The sequence below is a fragment of the Flavobacterium phragmitis genome, from assembly GCF_900112575.1.
Lineage (GTDB): Bacteria > Bacteroidota > Bacteroidia > Flavobacteriales > Flavobacteriaceae > Flavobacterium > Flavobacterium phragmitis.
On record NZ_FOMH01000017.1, the window covers coordinates 25,473 to 45,318 of the forward strand.

Here is a 19,846-nt window from a genome sequence, read left to right on the forward strand (position 1 = left end):
ATGATCGATAAAATAAAATATAGAATTCTAATTCTTTTCGCATTGGTTGCTTTTACAGCCTGTGAAAATAACGATTCGGTAACGGCTAATGTAGAGGCTATGGTTGCTGAACCAGGGGATTTGTTGAATCAGGCCTTTCCTTCAAATAAAGTTAGAGTCGAAGGCCAAGGTTTACAAGGATTAAAAAAGATTACGCTGGATAATAAAATTGATATCAGTTTTAATCCAAACTATAATTCGGATAAAGCGTTTATTTTTACTATTCCTTTTGATGAAAAACTAGGGAGCAGATTTGGTGTACAGCCTATCACATTTATAACTGCAACTGGTTCAATAACTAAAAATATTGAGCTTTTGCAACCTGTTCCAACAGTTACAAAAACAATTCCAGCTGTAGCAACTCCAGGATTTCCATTAGAAATTGAAGGTACTTGGTTTTATAATATCTCATCTATAACCTTAGGAGGAAAGGCACTTAGTTATACAACAAAATCGTCTTCATCAATTATTATTGGTCTGCCTGCCAATGCCGTTTCGGGATCAGAGTTGGTAATCACTACACCGGGAGGTTCTGCAAAGAAAACAATAGATTTTGCCACAATCGTTCTCATATCTGATTTCGACGGAAATGGAGCAAGAACGGAGTGGACATCTTATGGCGACGTAGAAAGTTTTAATACAAGTACAGCGGGTGGCCCAACAGGAAATTACGCCACATTAGTCTGGGCTGGTTCAACTGCCAATGGTTACAATGGAAGCAGTGGCGGAGGCGGAGCCAGCTTCTTAAGCACTTCTAATACAGATGCCACAAAGGCCTATATTGATATGGATGTAAGTGCAAATGTTGTTGGGGCTCAGTTTGCCATTCAATTAAATACTATTGATGGTGTAAACTATGGTTACAATTTTAAAATTACAGATATAAACTGGACTACCAAAACCATATCAATAGCTGATTTCAAAGACAATTATGGATTTGGGTCTAATACAGCTGAGACTTTAAATCCGTCTAAAATTAATGAAATTAAAGTCGGAATCGCTCAAGGAGACTCCCCTAACCCAAGCGCCATCAAATTTGATAATATTAAAATTCGTTATCAATAACTGACCTTGCATAATAACTTTAAAAGAGGCTCTAATAAAAAGAAGCCTCTTTTATTAAACCAAACAAATAATTATAAATAAGATCATTCTATAAAAGAATATTCTATAATAAAAAACAGTATGAAAATTAGATTTTTATTGATGCTGACTAGTCTAGTCTTTTTTTTAAATGCCTGTTCAAAAGACGACAATGCAGTACTGGACATTTTAGAAACACCAGTTGCAAACGCTCCAAAAGACATTGTTGATAATGGTTTTAGAGCAAAGTGGAATTACGTTTCCCATTCCAAAAGCTATCTATTAGATGTTTCGACCAACGAAAATTTTTCGGCTTTTGTACCAAATTATAATGCAAAAGAGGTTACCGATTTAAATGAAGTCGTTGTAGGACTAACTGGCGGAACGCAATATTATTACCGAGTAAGAGCCAAAACAGGAACTCAGATTTCAGATTATTCCAATGTAATTAGTGTTGTCACTACGGGTTCCAGCGGTATTCCTGAAGATCCGACTTTCTTAAAAGTAAAAGCAAATAAACTGGCAAATCCATTTTTTATTGGTATGGCTGTAAAAGCTTCCCAATTAACCAACGGAACTCCTTATGATGTCATATTGAAAAATGAATTCAGCAGTATTTCTGCCGAATATGAAATGAAAATGGATCAAATCTCAACTGCAAGCGGTGTTTACAACTGGGCTGTTGCAGACAAAATTGTGGCTTATGGAAATGCTAATAAAATCAACGTTCATGGTCATGCTTTAGTTTGGCATAATGCGGTGCCACAATGGTTAAAAGATTTTTCGGGCACTGATGCTGAATTTGCTGTAGAAGTAAAAAAATACATTACTGATGTAGTTACACATTATGCAGGAAAAGTAAAATCATGGGATGTTGTTAATGAAGCCGTAGATGACAACGGCGGTGTCATGAGAAATACCATTTTTCTTAAACGAATGGGGCCAAATTACGTAAAAGACTGTTTTCAGTGGGCAAGAAATGCGGCAACTGCGGCAGGCGATACATCTTTATTGTTATTCTACAATGATTATGCGACTTCAACCAATATCGTTAAACAAGATAAAGTGTTTAGTATTTTAGATGATCTAAAAACGGCAAAAGTTATTGATGGTGTTGGTTTCCAAATGCATAATACTTATTTAAGTCCGACCAAATCTCAAATAGAAACAGATCTTAACCGAGCTGTAGCAAAAGGTTTGAAAATTCACGTTTCTGAATTAGATATACAAGTCAATCAATTTAATGATATCACTTCATTTACAAACGAAAGAAGACTCGCCCAGAAAGCAAAATACAAAGAAATGGTACAGCTTTACAATGCGCTTCCTGCCGCAAATAAATATGCCCTTACCATTTGGGGAATGAGAGACAATGAATCATGGATCCCTTACAGTACTGAACTGAATCACCCGGGGAATGACTGGCCTTTATTGTACGATTCCAATTTTGCAATTAAAAGTTCACATACAGGTTTTTTGGAAGGTTTAGATTAAATTCAAAATCCCAATCTGAAATCTAAAAAAAATAAAGCCTGCGAAATAATTTCGCAGGCTTTTTTATCCCGTAGAATGATTATCCTGATTTAAATTGGCCTTTTGTACACCGTAACATCATCTACCCACATCATTACAGTTGTAAATAAGTTTATTTTATTTGGATCAATAAAATTAGAATCTTTTGAACCTACATTTATATTGAAAATAATGGAATGCGTACCGAAATTATTAAAATTTAAATTTGATACGCTACCATTGGTATAAGTTGCAACCGTTATATTATCAACCTTAATAGTTACCGTGACAACGTTGTCTTTCATTCTCCAGAAAGATTCATATAAATGCCATCCATTATTTCCATCGACGTTAAAATTAGCCGGATAATTTCTTTCTGCTGCATTTCCCAATAAATTTGCTCCGACAGATGTTCCATAAAAAATATTGGAGGTAAAACGGCTTGCATTAGGCGCAAAAGAATAACCTTCCATAATATCGATTTCACCTTTTGTCGGCCAGCCATTGCCCTGCACGGACCAAAAAGCCGGCCAGGCACCGTATGTATCTTTAAAAGATTTGTAGGTTCCGCCATCCATTGCTATTAGCTTAATATTAGCAGAAAGCATGTACTCAGTGTTATTTTCCGGTTTGTATTGATAATTAGACGTAATGAAACCCGACTGGTATTTATAAGCGTTCAGTTTTGTTGTCTTAATTTCCAGGCATTGTTTGCCGTCTCTCCATTGAGTGGTCGGCACTGAGCTAGAATAATCGCAGTACCAGGAATTATAATCGGCCCTTTGTTCCTTTGTCCATTGCGACAAACCGGAGCCAACATCAAAAGTATCTTCAAATTGTTTCACCCAAGGCGATCCGGCAACTTTCTGAGTACTTTCCTTTGCATTGGTATCTGCCTTTTTTTCCTCCTTCAAAGCATTTTCAGCACATGAAGAAAATCCTAGAAAGCAGGTCAATAGTAATGTAATGGTGTTTACTTTTCTCATAATTTGTGGTTTAGAGGTTATTTAATTTCAATTAAATAATAAAAGTAACTTTATATGATAAGACTAGATAACAGATTTGAAGCGGTTAATAGCATAGATGTTGCATTCTGTTGTGTACCAGCAAAATAAAGCAGGAAGACAGTAACCAAACTCGTGTATTCTAAAAAAAAATACAATTGTAACAATATAGAATATTTTGTGTCTTATATGAAAAAATAGAACAATGGTAAACAAAAGAAAACTTTCAAAAATTTCCGGCTTACTTTATCTTATAATAGTCATAACAGGAATGTTCAGTCTGGCATATGTTCCCAATCAGTTATTTGCATGGGACTCCCCATCGCGTACATTTGAGAATATTCGGAACAATGAAACCTTGTTCCGAATGAGTATTGCAAGCAGTGTGATCTGTTATGTAACTTTTATCTTCCTTCCATTAGTACTTTATCAGCTGTTAGGGTCTGTCAATCGCTTTGCAGCAAAAATTATGGCAGTTCTGGCCATTGTAAGTGTTCCTATTTCTTTAATAAATCTACAAAATAAATATGCAATTCTTTACTTAGTTGAGATATCCAGACAACAGGGTGCATATTCGATAGGAGAAATTCACGCCCAGACGATGCTGTATCTCAACCAATATGATAACGGGATTTTGATCTCAACTGTTTTTTGGGGATTATGGCTTTTACCATTTGGGTATCTTACATACCGATCCGGTTTCCTACCAAAACTGCTGGGGGTATTTTTGGTACTTGGCTGTTTGGGCTATCTGATAAACTATTTCGGCAACACTTTATCAGATTCTTACAAAACACTTGGTCTAAGTCAATACTTAGGATTGCTACCTGCTTTCGGTGAGATTGGAACTTGTCTGTGGCTGCTGTTCGTAGGAGCAAAAAATAAAGAATAAACCTGATGTTACAGAATTCTTGCTACTCTCAAAACAAAAGCCTGATGCCAAAAGACATCAGGCCTGCTTGCACAGACAAACACCAACCCGACAAACCTAAGGGGAAATATTTACTTCAAGATTAAAACATCAGATTTTAACTTTCCCTACCAGATTTTCAATTCTGGAATGTGAAATTTCAGGATTTGCTCCTGGAGACTCGGCTACTAGAGCCCCTACCGCGCACGCAAAATCAATTGCCTCCTGCGGTGTTTTATCTGTAAGCAACGATGTGATTAAAGCTGCTAGAAAGGAATCTCCTGCTCCAACCGTATCGGATACCTTAACAGGATATCCCCCATTCTGATAAAGTTCTCCTTCCCACATTAATAAAGCGCCGTGTTTTCCTTTAGTGACACACATGGCCCTCACTTTGTTCTTCTCTGCAATAAAACGCATATTGTCTTCCAGACTTGTAAAAGGAGAATTCATAGTTGCCGTTATCTCAAGCAATTCCTCATCATTAAATTTTACAAAATCAGCCGATAGCATAAGCTGGTTCAGAATTTCATAGGTATAATGTGGTTTTCTTAGATTCACATCAAACACCTTATAAACATCGTTCTGAAGCAGTTCTTCCAAAGCTTTTCTTGAAACATCGTCGCGACAAACCAAACTTCCATAAATCAAAACATCAGCCGCTTTTACCGTTGCTTTTGCCAATTCATTCAATTCAATTTTATCCCAGGCAGACGGATAACTGATTTCATAAGTTGCCGATCCACGCTCATTCAAGGTAACATTAACCAAACCGGTTGGAAAATCTTCAGAAACTACGATTGTATCCGTTTCAAGTCCCAGTTGTTTCACTTGCTCTTTTATTGCTCTCCCGTCTTCATCATTGCCTACACAGCTTATCATGGCCACTTCGCAACCCAGCGTTTTCATTCGCAGGGCAACATTCAATGGTGCTCCGCCAATCTTTTTTTCATTGGCAAAAACATCCCAAAGTACCTCTCCGTATGCCACCGCCTTAAGGTTTTTTCCGTTATTCATTCTAAAATATTTTATTATTGTTCTTATTCAGGCTGGGTTATCTGAAGATTTGAGATTGTACTCGTTTGTCCTTCAGCAATTAAACCCCATTTGTTTTTGTCTCTTCCATAAATACGGTTGGTTAGCGCTACTTTTCCGTCAATATAAACTACTACAACACTTCCTTCGGCAATTATTTCAATAGTGTATTTTGTATTGATTTGAAAAGCAAATGGCAAGCGTGTCATTTCCTGTGAAGCCGAATTATAACCGCTTATTTTAGCATTAGCAATATCTAAAACTACTTTATAATAGCTTCCTGTATCATTTGTATGAAAAACAAATCCGGTTGTTCCGCTAGCTTTCGCTAAAGTGACTTCGGCTTTTATTTTGACTTTCTTACCAACACTTTTAAAAGTAACCATTGCTTTTTCTGTTTCTCCGTATAAAGAATAAGTTCCATTATTAGCTGTCGCATTTGATGAAATAGCATCTATTTCTGCAGTAGCATTCTTTTTCGAAAATAAATCCTTAACCGATTTCGGCGATTGCGTTCCCAAAGTTCCATCTGAATTTTGAATCAATTCATGAATAACCATATTTCCTGCCCAATCCTTGTTTCCTAAATCATTCTCAGGCGTTTTTCTCGCATTCCAACCAAAAACATATCTTTTATTTCCGTCAGAAGCTGTTTTTCCAGCATAAAAATATTCTCCGTCGATTCTGTCATTTTCCGGTTTTGTCCACGGACCGTTTATAGATGATGAAATTCTGTAGTGCGTTCCTTTGTTGCCACTCCAATTCTCAGAAAAAATCAAATACCAATTGCTTCCCATTTTGAAAATATCCGCACATTCCATCATCAGATAATTATCTTCAGGCGTTGTGGTATAAATTGGAGCTTGAACATCCCATTTTCCTGATGCAGGATCTGCGCTTGTATAATGCAGCAAAACAGCTTTTCTTCCTGGTTCTGTCTGCGTACTTACCAGCATTGAATATTTTTTCAATTCATCATTATAAAACACATGCGGATCTCTGAAATCATAGTTGTAATATCCCGCCGGAGCTGTAATCTTAAAAGACGGAACTTTTGTCCATTTTTTCAAATCGCTGCTGGTTGCACATAAAACACTTTCTCTTGCATTCGACTGGACAAAAGCCGGATTTTCATTGTGGCCTGTATAATAAAAATAATAGAGATTACCCACTTTGAGAACCGATCCTGTACCTATTGCAAAATCTGGTTCCAAAGTTGTACCATACGGAATGGTTTGACCTTCATAGGTAAAGTGCGATAAATCTGTGCTCTGGTATTCATGAATATCGTGAAATCCTTTTCCGGCAGGTTTATTCTGTGCGTCATGCAAAAAATAAATATGAAATTTTCCGTTATCGAAAAAAGGCATAATATCTCCGGTATAACCTGCACTATAATAGGGATCTGTTGTACCCATCCATTGCGCCGGAGGAACAGGAAAAACACTTGTAATTTCAGAATTTCCTCCTGAAATAGAACCTCCAATATAATTTTCATCCTGACTGCAAGAAACAAGTGAAAAGAAAATAAAGGCAATTGTGATTATATTTCTATATTTCATTTTAATTAAATTCAAAGTGGATTATTTTGCTGCTAAATAATTGATACTGTTTTGTGTCAGCAGTTTGATGTTTGTGATAAACTCATTTGCCTGACTTGGCACTCCGCTACTATTCGTTTCATTGTACCAATCATAAGCCCCCATAGAAATAACAATTACATTTTTATTTGTGCTTGTATTTGGAAATTCTGCAATGGTAACTCTTCCGTTCAGTTCATTATCCCAAGCTTCACTTGCGAGATTGGTTCCTCCGGTCTGGTTTCTCCAGCCTTCTCCATTATTGTATCCGCCCCATTCCGGTAAAAACCACCATGCCGTATGGTTTAATCTGAAAGTGCCGCTTTGCAATAAATTGGCTTTTCCGGCTTCAAAAGTGATTAAACCTTGAAATATTGGATGATCTTCATGACCAACGAATGACATTCCCCATGAATTTCCGTCTACAAAACCGTTTGGAAGAAAATCTCCAAAAACATTATTCGGTCCTTTTCCTGACGGAACAATTCCTAAAGCATCGACATATTGTGAAGCAAAAGAAGTCAAAAGCAAGTTTCCGCCATTTGTTCTGAAGTTTTTTAATGCATTAGTAACGTTAGGATTATAAGCCACAGAAGGTAAATTTGTAGCCGAATCAAAATGCCACCAAATCACATCAATATCACTTAAATCAGCACCGTTTTGAATACTTTCAAAAGAAATGTATTTCGCTCCCGGGAAATTATCAAACAACCAGTTTGAAGCCGTAACTTCATCCATATTTGTAATTCCTGATCTTGTAGCCGCAGTTCCTAAAAATGCCACAGTTAATCCTGTAACTGGAACTCCAACATTTGCTGTATAATTAACACTTTTCCCGTTTGATGTTATTACAAAAGTAACTGCATTTGTAAAATCAACTGTTGCTCCTGAAGCAGGTGAAATCGTAACACCAGCAGTTGTTTCAATTACTGGTTTTAGCGCTGTCAAATCTGTATTTTCAGGAAGCGTCATATTAATGGTTTTACTAATGTCGTTTACAGTTGCTGCAACGCCATTAATTGTAAAACTCTTAATTGGACTCAAAACGGTTGTGGTTACCGTATAATCTTTATATAAATTACCATTAACCACTCTAAATTTTACCGGATTTGTAAAATTCATCGCCGAATTTAATTCCGGATTTGATGTTGCGCCTTCTACAAAAACAACTTCTGGTTTTATAGCAGTTATATCTGATCCATAAGGCATTACAACAGTAATTTTTCCTGTTGCCTGATCAATGCTCCCTGAAACTCCGTTTAACTTGAATGAAAGCACATTGGATGGCGAACTCACATCAAATCCGCCAGTTTCAAAACTATTTTCGCAGGCAGTAATCATAAAAATCATCGCCAATGCTATAGACACTTTGGTCCAATATTTATTTAAAGCTTTTTTCATATTGCTGATTTTTTAAAGATTAATAACCTGGATTCTGTTTGTACAATCCCTGACTGAAATTAATTTGCTTCAACGGAATTGGGCAATATTCTTCTTTGTGCGCATCAAAAAAAGCATCTTGATAATAGGTACGTTTTGTTTTTTCTTTTGCATAAAAATCATTCATAACCTGATCTGTAATTCCCCAACGAACAAGGTCAAAGAATCGGCTTCCTTCCATTGCCAATTCTAAACGACGTTCCCAACGCAAAGCTTTACGTGCAAAATCCTGTGTCCAGTTGCAATTGATTCCGTCAACATAAGTACTAATTTTGAAGTTGCTCACATATGGCAATCTTCCTGTACTCTGCGCTGCTCTTTCTCTGATTTCATTAATTAACGGCAAAGCTTCAGATTGTCTTCCTAATTCAATCAAAGCTTCGGCACGCATCAAAATCACATCGGCATAACGAATCTGAATTCTGTTTTTAGAATTTCCGTAAAACGGATCAATATTTACAACGCAGCTACAGTTTGGGGCAACGTTTTCTTTTAATGAAGCATAATATCCGTAAGTTCCAGGCGATCTTACCCAAGCTTCAACATATAGAAATTCAGGATCGTATTTATACGGCAGACCAGGCATCGCTACGGTATGATACAATCTTGGATCAACTGTATTGGCATCGATATTTTTATAATCAAAATCTTCATTGTTGTATGTATCAAACTCAGGTAAACCATTTGCTCCGGTTTTAAAAGCATTAACTAGGTTTTGACTAGGTTTATGAAAATCACAACAGCCCAAACCTTGCGGTGTAGAAAGAACGTCTGAAAAATTCAATCTTCCATAAAGCGTTCCGTCATTATCTGAAAACTGAATCGAGAAAATAGATTCCGGTCCGTTTTCATAAGTTCCCGGTAAAAAGTTGTTGGCAAAATCTGGTTCTAAAGACGCTTTTCCAATTACTTTATCCGTTGCTGCAATTACTTCCTGCAAATGCTGCTGATTGATTCCTGTAACTTTAAATGTTTCATCCTGCGTATACGCCTGATACAATCTTGTTTTTGCCAAATATGCATAAGCTGCTTTTTTATTGGCACGTCCAACTTCTGGTTGCGTATCTGGCAAGTTATCGGCCGCTGCCTGAAAATCTTCAGCGATTTTACTCCAAAGATCTTCGTTTGAAAGCGCTTTGTTTGAAATCGTTTTATAATCTTCAACCGGAATATCTTCGGTAATATAAGGTACATTTCTGAACATGATTTTCAGCATGAAGTAAAAATGTCCTCTCAAAAAACGCATTTCAGCCATTCGTGTTTTCTTCAATGGATAATCGGCTTCTGAGATTTGTTCCAAAGCTTTCAATGCTTTATTGGCTCTTGAAACACCAACATAACTGATGTACCAGAAACTATCCAATTCGCCAAAATCTGGACGGATATTATTGGATACTTCAAAAAAGTGAAAATCCTGAATATCATTAGTACCGCTTCCGCCTTTGTAGGCATCATCTGAACGAACATTCCCAAACGGCCATAAACTATACGGAGAATCGTAATGGTCATTTCCTAACTGTGCATAAGCCGCATTCATAAATCCTTCAACATTCTCAGGCGTAACAATATCTTTTTCTGACAACACGCCACGTGGATCATTCTCTAAAAAATCGGAACAGGAAGCAAAGAAACCCAACACTGCAAATCCTGCTATATATAGTATTTTTTTCATTTTTAAATCTTTTATTATAAAGTAAAATTAAGACCAGCAGTAAAAGTTGTTGGCTGCGGATATCCAAAACCTGCATTTTCAGGATCTACTCCCGTGAAGCTTTTCGCATCAAGAATCAATAGATTCTGACCGCTGATATAAAACCTGAAACTTTCCATGCTTAATTTTTTCAATAAATCTTTTGGTAGACTGTAGCCAAACTGTAAAACTCTAAGTTTAAGGTAACTGCCATTTTCTACATAATAAGTCGAGAATCTTGATTCTGCATTTCTGTCAACCGTTGTCAAAGCTGGAATAGTTGAATTTGGATTATCCAAAGACCAAGCATTCAGCAGACGGGTTCCTTTATTTGATCCCACATCATCGACACTCCAGAAATCAGTTTGATACTTTGTGTTATTGATGACATCAACATCTGTCGCACCTTCCCAAAAAGTAGTAAAATCAAAGTTTTTATAAGACAAATTTAAATTGATACCGTACAGCAATCCTGGATTTGGGTTTCCAATCCATGTGCGGTCTTTGTCTGTAATTACGCCATCTCCATTTAAGTCTTTATAGCGAATTCTACCAAGTCCTTTTCCTTCCTGAATTGGCGAATTATCAACCTGATCCTGACTTGTAAACAATCCATCAGTAACGTAACCATACATTGAATTAATTGGGCGTCCCAAGATATTATCGTTTAGACCATCGCCACCATAATTGTTTTTAACTTCATCTGGTAATTTGGTCATTTTATTTCTGTTAGCCGAAATATTACCAGAAATATCATATTTCAGTCCAAATGAAGTTTCGTCATGATACCCTAAAGAAAATTCCCAACCTCTGTTTTCCATTGAAGCTCCATTTACCCAACGATTTCCACCTTCTCCTATAACTCCTAAATACGGTGGCAATACCAAAATATCATCTGTTTTTTTGATATAATAATCTACAGAACCGCTTAGTTTTTGCTTGAATAAACCAAAGTCCAAACCAACGTTGGTCTGTGTTGTAGTTTCCCATTTTAAATCATCATTTCCTGACTGCGTTGCGATAAAACCAGACGGAAGCAATCCGTTTCCGTTTCCTGCAATATCATAAGCCGTTCCAAAAGAAGTTGCCCAAGTTGGGCTTCCGCCTGCGTAACTTGCCAGATATAACGAGTAAACCGCTGTATTACTGATTTCCTGATTACCCGTTTGCCCCCATCCTGCTCTTAATTTTAAATCAGAAATAGCAGTTATTTTATCTTTTATGAAATTCTCATTACTGATTCTCCATCCTGCAGAAACTGCTGGAAATGTCCCAAACTGATTGTTTTTACCAAAACGAGAAGAACCGTCACGGCGAATAGTAGCCGAAACTAGATAACGATTATCAAACTCGTAATCTGCTTTTCCAAAATATGAAAGCAAAGAATATACGGTTGAAGTTCCGCTGGTAAAAGATTCTCCTGTTCCTGCATCCGGATACATATAATCCGGCGTTTCGATCAAAAAGTCATTTTTACGCAACGTGTTTGTATCATAAGTATCTTTATACATCTCCGTTCCCGCCATCAAATTCAGATTGCTTTTTCCAAAGTTTAAACTATAAATCGCAGTATTCGTCCAAGTCCATTTATCACTTATTGACTGATCGATAGTTACAGAAGTCTGATCATTTTGGAGATAACCCGATTTGTAACTTCTTTGCAGCGTACGTTTTTTATAAAAACCATAATCCATTCCGAAACTGGTTTTGATGTGCAGGTTTTTAATGATTTCCAAATCCGCGTAAGCGTTACCAAAAAGGCGCAAATAATCGTATTTGTTGTCTTTATTATATTCTAAAAGACGAACCGGATTTTGTCTGTCGTTCATTCCCCCAACAGGTCCTCCCCAACCTATTCCATCTACAGTGTGTACTGGAATAATTGGTAAAGCTCTAAGTGCAGGATCTAAAACACCTGGATCTGTAACTTCGTTTGTGCGGTTTAAACTGAAATTTTCGCCAATAACTAATTTTCCGTCAAAGTACTTGTATGAACTGTTCATTCTGGCAGAAATTCTTTCGAAATCAGTCGTTTTTACCACCCCTTCATTTCCGTAATATCCTAAAGAGAAAACATAATTCCCTTTTTCAGAAGCATTTGAAACCGATAAATCATAAGAATTGGCAACTCCGGTTTGAGAAATCGCATCATACCAATCGGTATTTGAAGCTTTTAGCGTTTGCTGAGCATCTAAATATTCCGGAACCAAAACTTTGTTCAATTGCGGTTTATTGTTGTTTACTGACCAGTCAAACTGATAACGCAAATTGTTATTATTCGGATTCAATCCGTCGTTAATATTTGCCTGCCAAAGTGCCTGTCCAAACTGGTTTGCATTTAGCACATCCAACTTTCTTGAATAATCAGAAAATGAGGCATACGTACTGAAATTGATTCTCATTTTTCCTTCTTTTCCTTTTTTGGTTGTAATGATAATTACACCGTTTGAAGCTCTAGAACCGTAAATACTTGCTGAAGAAGCATCTTTTAAAACCTGAATAGTCTCAATATCATTAGGATTCAATTCGTGCATTCCCGATTTGGTTGGCATTCCGTCGATTACATAAAGCGGATCTGTATTGTTCAAAGTTCCAACACCACGAATGACCACTTTGGTATTTCCTCCGCTTGGCGAGCCATCAGACGACACTTTTACTCCGGCAATTCTTCCCTGCAAAGCTTTGATTGGGTTTGGCTCCGGCTGTTTCATAACGTCTTTCATGTTCACAACGGCAACTGCCCCTGTAATATCCGTTTTCTTTTGTTTAGAGTATCCTGTTACCACAACTTCATTCAGTTGATTGTTATCGACTTTCAGCGTTATGTTGATTGTTTTTTGCCCTTTAACTGAAATGGATTGCGGACTGTAACCTACAAAAGAAACTACAAGTACAGCATCTGAAGCAACGCTGGGAAAGGAAAAATTCCCGTCAAAATCGGTAACCGAACTGGTATTGGTTCCCGAAATCATTACTGTGGCACCTGGAAGTGGCATTCCGTCATCAGATGAAATTACCGTTCCTTTTATTCCGTTTTCCTGTGCTATCATGAGCATTGGAAAAAAGAAAAATAGAAAATAAAAAATCTTATTTCTCATAAATTTTGGTTTGGTTAAGGTTATTTTAATAGTTAGTGATGTTTTACTGCCATTCCCTAGCAGTTTTTTTATTTTGCAAATAGATGCAACGAGCCTGAAAGAGATTATCCTTCTTACGGTTGTACGATTTGTTTTTGGATTGAATTAGAAAAATTCTATTCGATTTTCTTATTGCTTTTTATTAATGTCCAATACTTGAATAATCCCATTTTTTAGTTCTATTTTCTGCTTTGAAGAAATAGTAAGGGCTGAAAATGGTTTGTTCAGGAAAAAGATCTCCGTCATCACTTTCTCTCCATTGTTATAAAAAATTTCAATTGAAGTTTTATCCAAAATAATTTTAAAAGCAGCACTTTTTTGGCTTCCCTCCAAAAACGACTTACTTACATTTGAAGCAAACTTATCTGAGAAATCAATTCTTCCGGCTTTAGAACGATCAATGAACAAATAATTTTCTTTATTGTTTAGACCAAAACTTAAAGATTCTCCATTTGCATTTGAAAGTGTAAAAGTATAATCGTCCTGCTTCAGGTTTTTTAAATCCAGACTAATAACGGCTTTTGTTAAATCTGCTTTTCCGCTTTCGATTACTTTTAAAGTTCCTTTTCCGTTCAAACTTTGCACTTTAAGAGTTTTAGCAACATAATTATTTAATTCTCTTACTGGTTTACTCTCCAAATTATAGTGGTTTCCTTTTTTTACCAATTGCAGTTCGCGCGGAATTGTGGTGCTGCTTCTCCAAGTCGTTGTTGGAACCTGCTGTGCATATTCCCAGTTTGACATCCATCCGATAAATAATCTTCTTCCGTCTGAAGATGGAATATTATTCCATGTCACTCCTGCATAATTATCTTTTCCATAATCTGCCCAAACTGCTTTTTCGTTTTGTACTCTTTCAGCAAAACCGGCGTCCATAGTAAATGTTTTTCCATCAAAATCGCCAACAAAATATTGAACTCCGGAACCTCCATTTGGTCCGCCGGGATTCAGATTTACTATTAAAACCCATTTGGTTTCCTTTGTTCCTTCCACTTTTATTTCGAAGAAATCAGGACATTCCCAAACGCCGCCATGAGCACCGATATTTTTTCCGAATTCAGATGCAAATTCCCAATTTTTCAGATTTGACGATTTGTAAAACTGTATTCGATCCTGTGCAGCCAAAGCCATGATCCATTGTTTATGTGTCTTGTCCCAGGATACTTTTGGATCTCTAAAATCTCTAATTCCAGGGTTTTTCACGACAGGATTTCCTTCCTCAAATTTCTGCCATGTAAAACCATTATCGTTAGAAAAAGCAATATCCTGCTGTTCCACATCCATTTTGCCTGCTTTTTCCTTTGTCATATCATGCAACGTATAAATGGCAACAATCGGAGCTGTTTTTCCTGTTCCTAAGCCAGATGTGTTTTCCGTATCGACAACAGCACTTCCTGAAAATATATATTTGTCTTTATCTGGGTAAAGTGCAATTGGCTGTTCTTCCCATTTAATTAAATCTTTAGAAATCGCATGTCCCCAATGCATTGGTCCCCATGTGTTTCCATCAGGATAATGCTGGTAAAACAAATGATAATATCCGTTGGCAAAGAACATTCCGTTGGGATCATTCATCCAGCCTTTTTTTGGCGTAAAATGAAAGTTTGGGCGATACATTTGTTCTTCTGCCGCGCTTGATACCGCAACACTAGCAGTTTGCGCTACTGCAGAAGAGGGTTTACATCCTGCTATCGACAGTAAAACGGCACTATAAAGAGCTAACGGCAGATGTTTCTTTGATTTCATTTTTGTGGTTGTTTTTGTTAGTTAGTGTTTCGCTTAAAGCTTCTAAAGAGAGTCCTTTTGTTTCCGGCATTAAAAACATTACAAATAATAATTGCAATACCATCATCAATGTAAAAATAAGGAATACAACTTCGGGGCCGATTTCTGAGAACAACATCGGAATTAAAGACGGAATAATAGCTGCCAAAACCCAATGTACGGAACTTCCAAATGCTTGTCCGGATGCGCGAATATGATTTGGGAATATTTCGGAAATAAAAACCCAAATTACCGCACCCTGACCAATTGCATGTGAAGCAATAAAAAGGAAAAGAAAAATAGGAACCGATAAACCTCCCCAATTGTAATAAAAAGAAGCCGATACTAATCCGAGTGAGATAATATATCCAACAGAACCAATGTACATTAACAACTTTCTTCCTAATTTGTCGATTAATGCCACACCAATTAAGGTGAAAATAAGATTTGTAACTCCGATTCCGATACTGCTTAACAACGCTGTATTCTGCCCCAATCCGGCTTCTTCAAAAATTCTTGGCGCATAATATAGAAATGCATTAATTCCTGAAAACTGATTGAAAAAGGCAATTAAGAAAGCCAGAATTAAAGGGAAACGATATTTCTTCATGAAAATGTTTTCGTGTTTGGCAACACCGTTTTCACGGGAATCGTCTATTAAGTCGGAAATATTTGCCGTTGGATCTATTGCATACAAAACTTTACGCGCTTCTTCGTCACGGTTTTTAGACAAAAGCCATCTTGGACTTTCGGGAATAGTCAAAATAAAAAGAATATAAATTAGAGAAGGAATTGCCTGAACGCCAATCATCCATCTCCAGGCATTTTCGCCAATATCTTTTAGAAAATAATTAGATATAAAAGCAATTAAAATTCCTAATACAATATTAAACTGATACAAGGCTACCAATCTTCCGCGTTTGTCTGCCGGAGCAATTTCTGATACGTAAGCCGGAGCAGCAATAGTAGAAGCACCAACTCCTAAACCTCCAATAAATCTAAAGGCAGCAAAAACAAACGGGTCATTAGCGAAAGCGGCACCGATTGCTGAAGCGAAATATAAAATTCCAATCCAGAACAACGTTTTTTTACGTCCTATTTTATTAGTTGGGATTCCTCCAAAGATTGCACCAACTACAGTTCCCCATAATGCCATTGCCATAACAACTGAACCATGAAAGGCATCTGACGAGTGCCACAGAAGCTGTAATTGTTTATCAGCTCCAGAAATAACTACGGTATCAAAACCGAAAAGAAAACCTGCCAGTGCAGCAGTAACAGACCAAATCAATATCTTATTCATTGTACATGTATTAAAAACTTGTTGCTAAGATATCTGCAAAAAAAACAACTTATTTTTAATGATGTTACAATTTATTTCTATAAATATTGATAGTTTAGCATTTTAAATCCAAAACCTTTATTTACAAGGTTTTACGCAAATTAAAAAACTTTTACGAAAACCATGTAGTTTCAATTATGTTACATAACCTTCAAAATTGATACTTTAAATGAAACAATTTTAAAGACAAATTAGCTTGACGTTTTATATTCTTTAGGAGAAATTCCAAATTTATTCTTAAAGGCTGTAGAAAAATAGTTTGGAGAAGAGAAACCTAATGAGTACGCAATTTCAGAAATATTCATCTCATTTGCCTTCAAAAGTTCTGCGGCTTTCTCTAATTTGACATTATTAATATGATCGCTAATATTAATTCCAATAATTGCTTTCACCTTTCGATACAGCTGAACTCTCGAAACGCACAATTTGTCCGCCAAATCTTCAACTGAAAACTTTGGATTTTCGACATTCTTTTTAATAATGTCATTCATTTTGGTAATAAAGGACTGTTCCTGATTTCCAAATTTAGATTCAGGTTCAACTCTGTAAATATTATTGGTGTAATAATAACGTAGTTTTTCTCTGTTGAAAAGCAAACTCGATAGCGATTGTTTTAGAATTGAAAGACTAAAAGGTTTTGTCAAATATTGATCTACTCCACTCTGCAACCCTTTTAGAACCGATTCTTTATTGCTTTGAGCCGTTAGAATTATAATAGGAATATGTGAAGAACGAAGATCTTTCTTTAGTTCTTTGCTAATTTCGTAACCGTCTTTATCAACTAAATTAATATCACAGATAATAATGTCTGGAATAATTTCTAAAGCCTTTTCAATCGCATCGCTTCCGTCCGAATTATAAACTACATATTCATTGGAAAGTTTTGCTTTCAAAAAGTTAACCAGATCTACATTGTCTTCTATAATTAATAGCGAATGTTTTTCAGCATCAGAAATTGGGTTTGAATTTTTTAAATCGGGTTCTATGTTTAAATTATCGGTTATTAAACTTGGAATACTGGTTAGGTTTTCCACTTTGTGAGTAATCTGTGCTGGTTGCAAATGACTGCTTCCTTTTAATAAGGTAATCACAAATTCACTGCCTTGTTTTGATTTCAATTCAATCGTTCCCTGATGCAAAAGCACAAACTCTTTTGAGAGATGAAGCCCGATTCCTGAACTATTCTTATTGTTATTTGAAGCCCTGAAAAAGGGATCAAACACATTTGAAAGTTCATCATCAGGAATTCCAATTCCGGAATCTTTAAAATGTATCTTGACTGTATTATCCTGATTTTCGACAATTGAAATACTAATTTTACCATTGTCCGGGGTAAATTTAAAGGCATTTGACAATAAATTGAAATACACTTTATCCATTAAACCGCGATCAATAAACAGCTCCAGATTTTTGTTTTTACAAACCAATTGAAAATCAATATTTCTTCGGGCCGCTTCGCCTTTAAAGTTTGCCATGACTTCATTTGTGAAATCGTAAATCTTTGTATTGGAAGCTCTCAGCGTAAACTTTTGTTCTTCAATTTTCCTAAAATCCAGTAATTGATTGATCAAACGAAGCAATCTGTTTGAGTTCTTGTGAATCAGTTTTACTTCATCTATCAATGCGGTACCTTTAATTTTCTCATTTTCGATTAACGATTCCACATAACTCATTATTAGCGTAATAGGCGTTTTAAATTCATGCGAAAGTCCAGTGAAGAAATTCAGTTTTGCTTCATTGCTTTTAGCTGCGATCTGAGCCATTTCCTGAATTTCATTATTCTGGTCAATTACAGTTTGATTGATTCTTTCCAGTTGTTTTTTCTTTTTTGAAATCGAAATTGTAGAATAAATACTGTAAATCGTTAAGCTCAAAATAATTACAAGAAAAAAACTAAGCAATCTTACCAAATTATTTTGCGAAGCATATTCTCTTTCCTGTACTTTGATTGCTCCTTGCTGCGATTCGATAACCAACTGTTGCTGATCGACTTTATCCATTTGGTTTTCGATAATTTCAGCATTGTTCTTATCAATAACAATCGTATTCAGAATGTTGTTTCTCGAAATTGACTCTTTGTTGTACATTTTTAGTGCCAGCTTCAGCGCTTCATTTCCTCCGGTTGGATATAAAATCGTTCCATCAAGAACGCCACTTTTTACCAATTCAATTCCTCCATTTACAGAGTTCAGGGCATCCACGCCAATAAACTTGATTTTCTTTTCAAGCCCGAGGGTTTTGGCAGTTTCCCAGGCGCTTAAGGCCATTCTGTCGTTATGAGCGAAAATATATTCAATATTTGGATTTTGCAACAGAATTGCCTTCAAAGGCGCCTTAACAGATTCTTTTTCCCAGTCGCCCTGAATGGTGTTTACAATCTTAAAACGCTTACTTTCGTTGATAATCTGATTGAAACCAAGTGTTCTTTCATAAGCTGGAGATGATCCGCTGGCGCCTGTGATTTCTATAATATTACCGGAACCTTTACTGTGCGAGATAATGTAACGACCAGCGATTCGGCCAATTTCAATATTATCGGCTCCAAGATAAGCCGTATAACTTTCCCCTTCAATTTTTCGATCGACAACAAGAACAGGAATTCCCGCTTTTATCGATTTTTCTACAACTGCCGTTAAAGGTTTGGACTGGATTGGCGATACAATAATAACATCCACTTTATTCGAAATAAAACGCTCGATATCTTCGATTTGTTTCGCAACGTTATTATTGGCGTCTTTGATTGTTAAATCTACTTCAGGATGCAAGGAAGCTTCAATTTTTATTGAACTATTCATTTGCTTGCGCCAATCATCGGTCGTCATCGCCTGTGAGAAACCAACTCTAATTTTGTCACCCTGTTTTTGTTTACAGGAGATTAAACTTAAAGATGCTAAAAAGAGCATCAAAATATATTTTACAAATTGATACATGAATTTTGGATTTTGTAAATAAAAAATAAGCACTTAAAATGCATTCTTAAATCGCGTTTGTCTAAATAATTAGGAAGGATTATTTTTTAAAAGACAAGGAGAAAAGCTGTATGGTTTAAAAAGTAAAATTAAACTTTTATTTCATGTACACAAATGAGCAAACGATATATCTGATGCGATATAATAAAAATACTAATATTCATTTAATCAATTTAGAATCAAATAAATTTTCCCATGAATCCACGACGAGACATCTAAACCAAATTTATAAAACCAGATGAAAGACAAGCCATTACGTATAGTGAGCTAATTTCTTTAAATCATTCAAAAAAAAATGTTTTAATTTGTTCTGTTGAGGTCACTTTAAAAAAATCATCATC

At 36.1% G+C, this 19,846-nt stretch carries 12 protein-coding genes; 3 read left to right on the top strand and 9 right to left on the bottom strand.

Going from position 1 to position 19,846, the window contains the following annotated elements; all coding sequences use genetic code 11:
* Both BM289_RS23325 and BM289_RS23330 read left to right on the top strand, forming a co-directional pair.
* Positions 1–1,104 (top strand): CIA30 family protein, encoded by a 1,104-nt coding sequence (locus BM289_RS23325; RefSeq protein ID WP_091498385.1) that lies wholly within the window; start codon positions 1–3, stop codon positions 1,102–1,104.
* A gap of 120 nt (positions 1,105–1,224) precedes the next feature.
* A complete protein-coding gene (locus BM289_RS23330) occupies positions 1,225–2,616 on the top strand; it encodes an endo-1,4-beta-xylanase (protein WP_091498388.1) in 1,392 nt (463 codons plus the stop codon).
* 89 nt (positions 2,617–2,705) lie between these two features.
* On the opposite strand, the gene BM289_RS23335 is transcribed toward BM289_RS23330, so the two are convergent.
* Positions 2,706–3,620 carry a glycoside hydrolase family 16 protein gene (locus BM289_RS23335; RefSeq protein ID WP_091498391.1) on the bottom strand — a complete coding sequence of 305 codons (915 nt, stop codon included), beginning with the start codon at positions 3,618–3,620 and terminating at the stop codon, positions 2,706–2,708.
* A gap of 223 nt (positions 3,621–3,843) precedes the next feature.
* On the opposite strand from BM289_RS23335, the gene BM289_RS23340 reads away from it, so the two are divergent.
* Positions 3,844–4,530 carry a DUF4386 domain-containing protein gene (locus BM289_RS23340; protein WP_091498394.1) on the top strand — a complete coding sequence of 229 codons (687 nt, stop codon included), beginning with the start codon at positions 3,844–3,846 and terminating at the stop codon, positions 4,528–4,530.
* Positions 4,531–4,659: 129 nt separating this feature from the next.
* Here BM289_RS23340 and BM289_RS23345 read toward each other — a convergent pair whose 3' ends face one another.
* The 8 genes from BM289_RS23345 to BM289_RS23380 all read right to left on the bottom strand — a co-directional run bounded on the left by BM289_RS23345 (position 4,660) and on the right by BM289_RS23380 (position 19,466).
* Positions 4,660–5,565 (bottom strand): carbohydrate kinase family protein, encoded by a 906-nt coding sequence (locus tag BM289_RS23345; RefSeq protein ID WP_091498396.1) that lies wholly within the window; start codon positions 5,563–5,565, stop codon positions 4,660–4,662.
* A gap of 23 nt (positions 5,566–5,588) precedes the next feature.
* A complete protein-coding gene (locus BM289_RS23350) occupies positions 5,589–7,145 on the bottom strand; it encodes a glycoside hydrolase family 32 protein (protein WP_091498399.1) in 1,557 nt (518 codons plus the stop codon).
* 21 nt (positions 7,146–7,166) lie between these two features.
* The gene (locus BM289_RS23355; protein ID WP_091498401.1) at positions 7,167–8,564 is read right to left on the bottom strand and encodes a DUF4960 domain-containing protein; all 1,398 of its coding nucleotides are present in this window, start codon (positions 8,562–8,564) and stop codon (positions 7,167–7,169) included.
* A 19-nt stretch (positions 8,565–8,583) separates the two neighbouring features.
* Positions 8,584–10,275, bottom strand: coding sequence for a RagB/SusD family nutrient uptake outer membrane protein (locus BM289_RS23360; protein WP_091498404.1), 1,692 nt, complete (start codon positions 10,273–10,275; stop codon positions 8,584–8,586).
* A gap of 14 nt (positions 10,276–10,289) precedes the next feature.
* The gene (locus tag BM289_RS23365) at positions 10,290–13,391 is read right to left on the bottom strand and encodes a SusC/RagA family TonB-linked outer membrane protein (protein ID WP_091498407.1); all 3,102 of its coding nucleotides are present in this window, start codon (positions 13,389–13,391) and stop codon (positions 10,290–10,292) included.
* A 168-nt stretch (positions 13,392–13,559) separates the two neighbouring features.
* The gene (locus tag BM289_RS23370) at positions 13,560–15,176 is read right to left on the bottom strand and encodes a glycoside hydrolase family 32 protein (RefSeq protein WP_091498410.1); all 1,617 of its coding nucleotides are present in this window, start codon (positions 15,174–15,176) and stop codon (positions 13,560–13,562) included.
* Complete coding sequence (locus BM289_RS23375) at positions 15,139–16,497, bottom strand: sugar porter family MFS transporter (RefSeq protein ID WP_091498413.1); 1,359 nt, start codon at positions 16,495–16,497, stop codon at positions 15,139–15,141. Before BM289_RS23375 ends, BM289_RS23370 begins: the two co-directional genes overlap by 38 nt.
* 230 nt (positions 16,498–16,727) lie before the next feature.
* Entirely contained in the window at positions 16,728–19,466 is a 2,739-nt protein-coding gene (locus BM289_RS23380) for a substrate-binding domain-containing protein (protein WP_091498417.1), read from the bottom strand.
* Positions 19,467–19,846 lie beyond the last annotated feature (380 nt).

Bases quoted from the DNA above. Each gene is read 5' to 3' on its own strand.
- BM289_RS23360 (WP_091498404.1), bottom strand. From the start codon at position 10,275: ATGAAAAAAATACTATATATAGCAGGATTTGCAGTGTTGGGTTTCTTT.
- BM289_RS23380 (WP_091498417.1), bottom strand. From the start codon at position 19,466: ATGTATCAATTTGTAAAATATATTTTGATGCTCTTTTTAGCATCTTTA.
- BM289_RS23325 (WP_091498385.1), top strand. From the start codon at position 1: ATGATCGATAAAATAAAATATAGAATTCTAATTCTTTTCGCATTGGTT.
- BM289_RS23340 (WP_091498394.1), top strand. From the start codon at position 3,844: ATGGTAAACAAAAGAAAACTTTCAAAAATTTCCGGCTTACTTTATCTT.
- BM289_RS23370 (WP_091498410.1), bottom strand. From the start codon at position 15,176: ATGAAATCAAAGAAACATCTGCCGTTAGCTCTTTATAGTGCCGTTTTA.
- BM289_RS23350 (WP_091498399.1), bottom strand. From the start codon at position 7,145: ATGAAATATAGAAATATAATCACAATTGCCTTTATTTTCTTTTCACTT.
- BM289_RS23355 (WP_091498401.1), bottom strand. From the start codon at position 8,564: ATGAAAAAAGCTTTAAATAAATATTGGACCAAAGTGTCTATAGCATTG.
- BM289_RS23330 (WP_091498388.1), top strand. From the start codon at position 1,225: ATGAAAATTAGATTTTTATTGATGCTGACTAGTCTAGTCTTTTTTTTA.
- BM289_RS23335 (WP_091498391.1), bottom strand. From the start codon at position 3,620: ATGAGAAAAGTAAACACCATTACATTACTATTGACCTGCTTTCTAGGA.
- BM289_RS23345 (WP_091498396.1), bottom strand. From the start codon at position 5,565: ATGAATAACGGAAAAAACCTTAAGGCGGTGGCATACGGAGAGGTACTT.
- BM289_RS23375 (WP_091498413.1), bottom strand. From the start codon at position 16,497: ATGAATAAGATATTGATTTGGTCTGTTACTGCTGCACTGGCAGGTTTT.
- BM289_RS23365 (WP_091498407.1), bottom strand. From the start codon at position 13,391: ATGAGAAATAAGATTTTTTATTTTCTATTTTTCTTTTTTCCAATGCTC.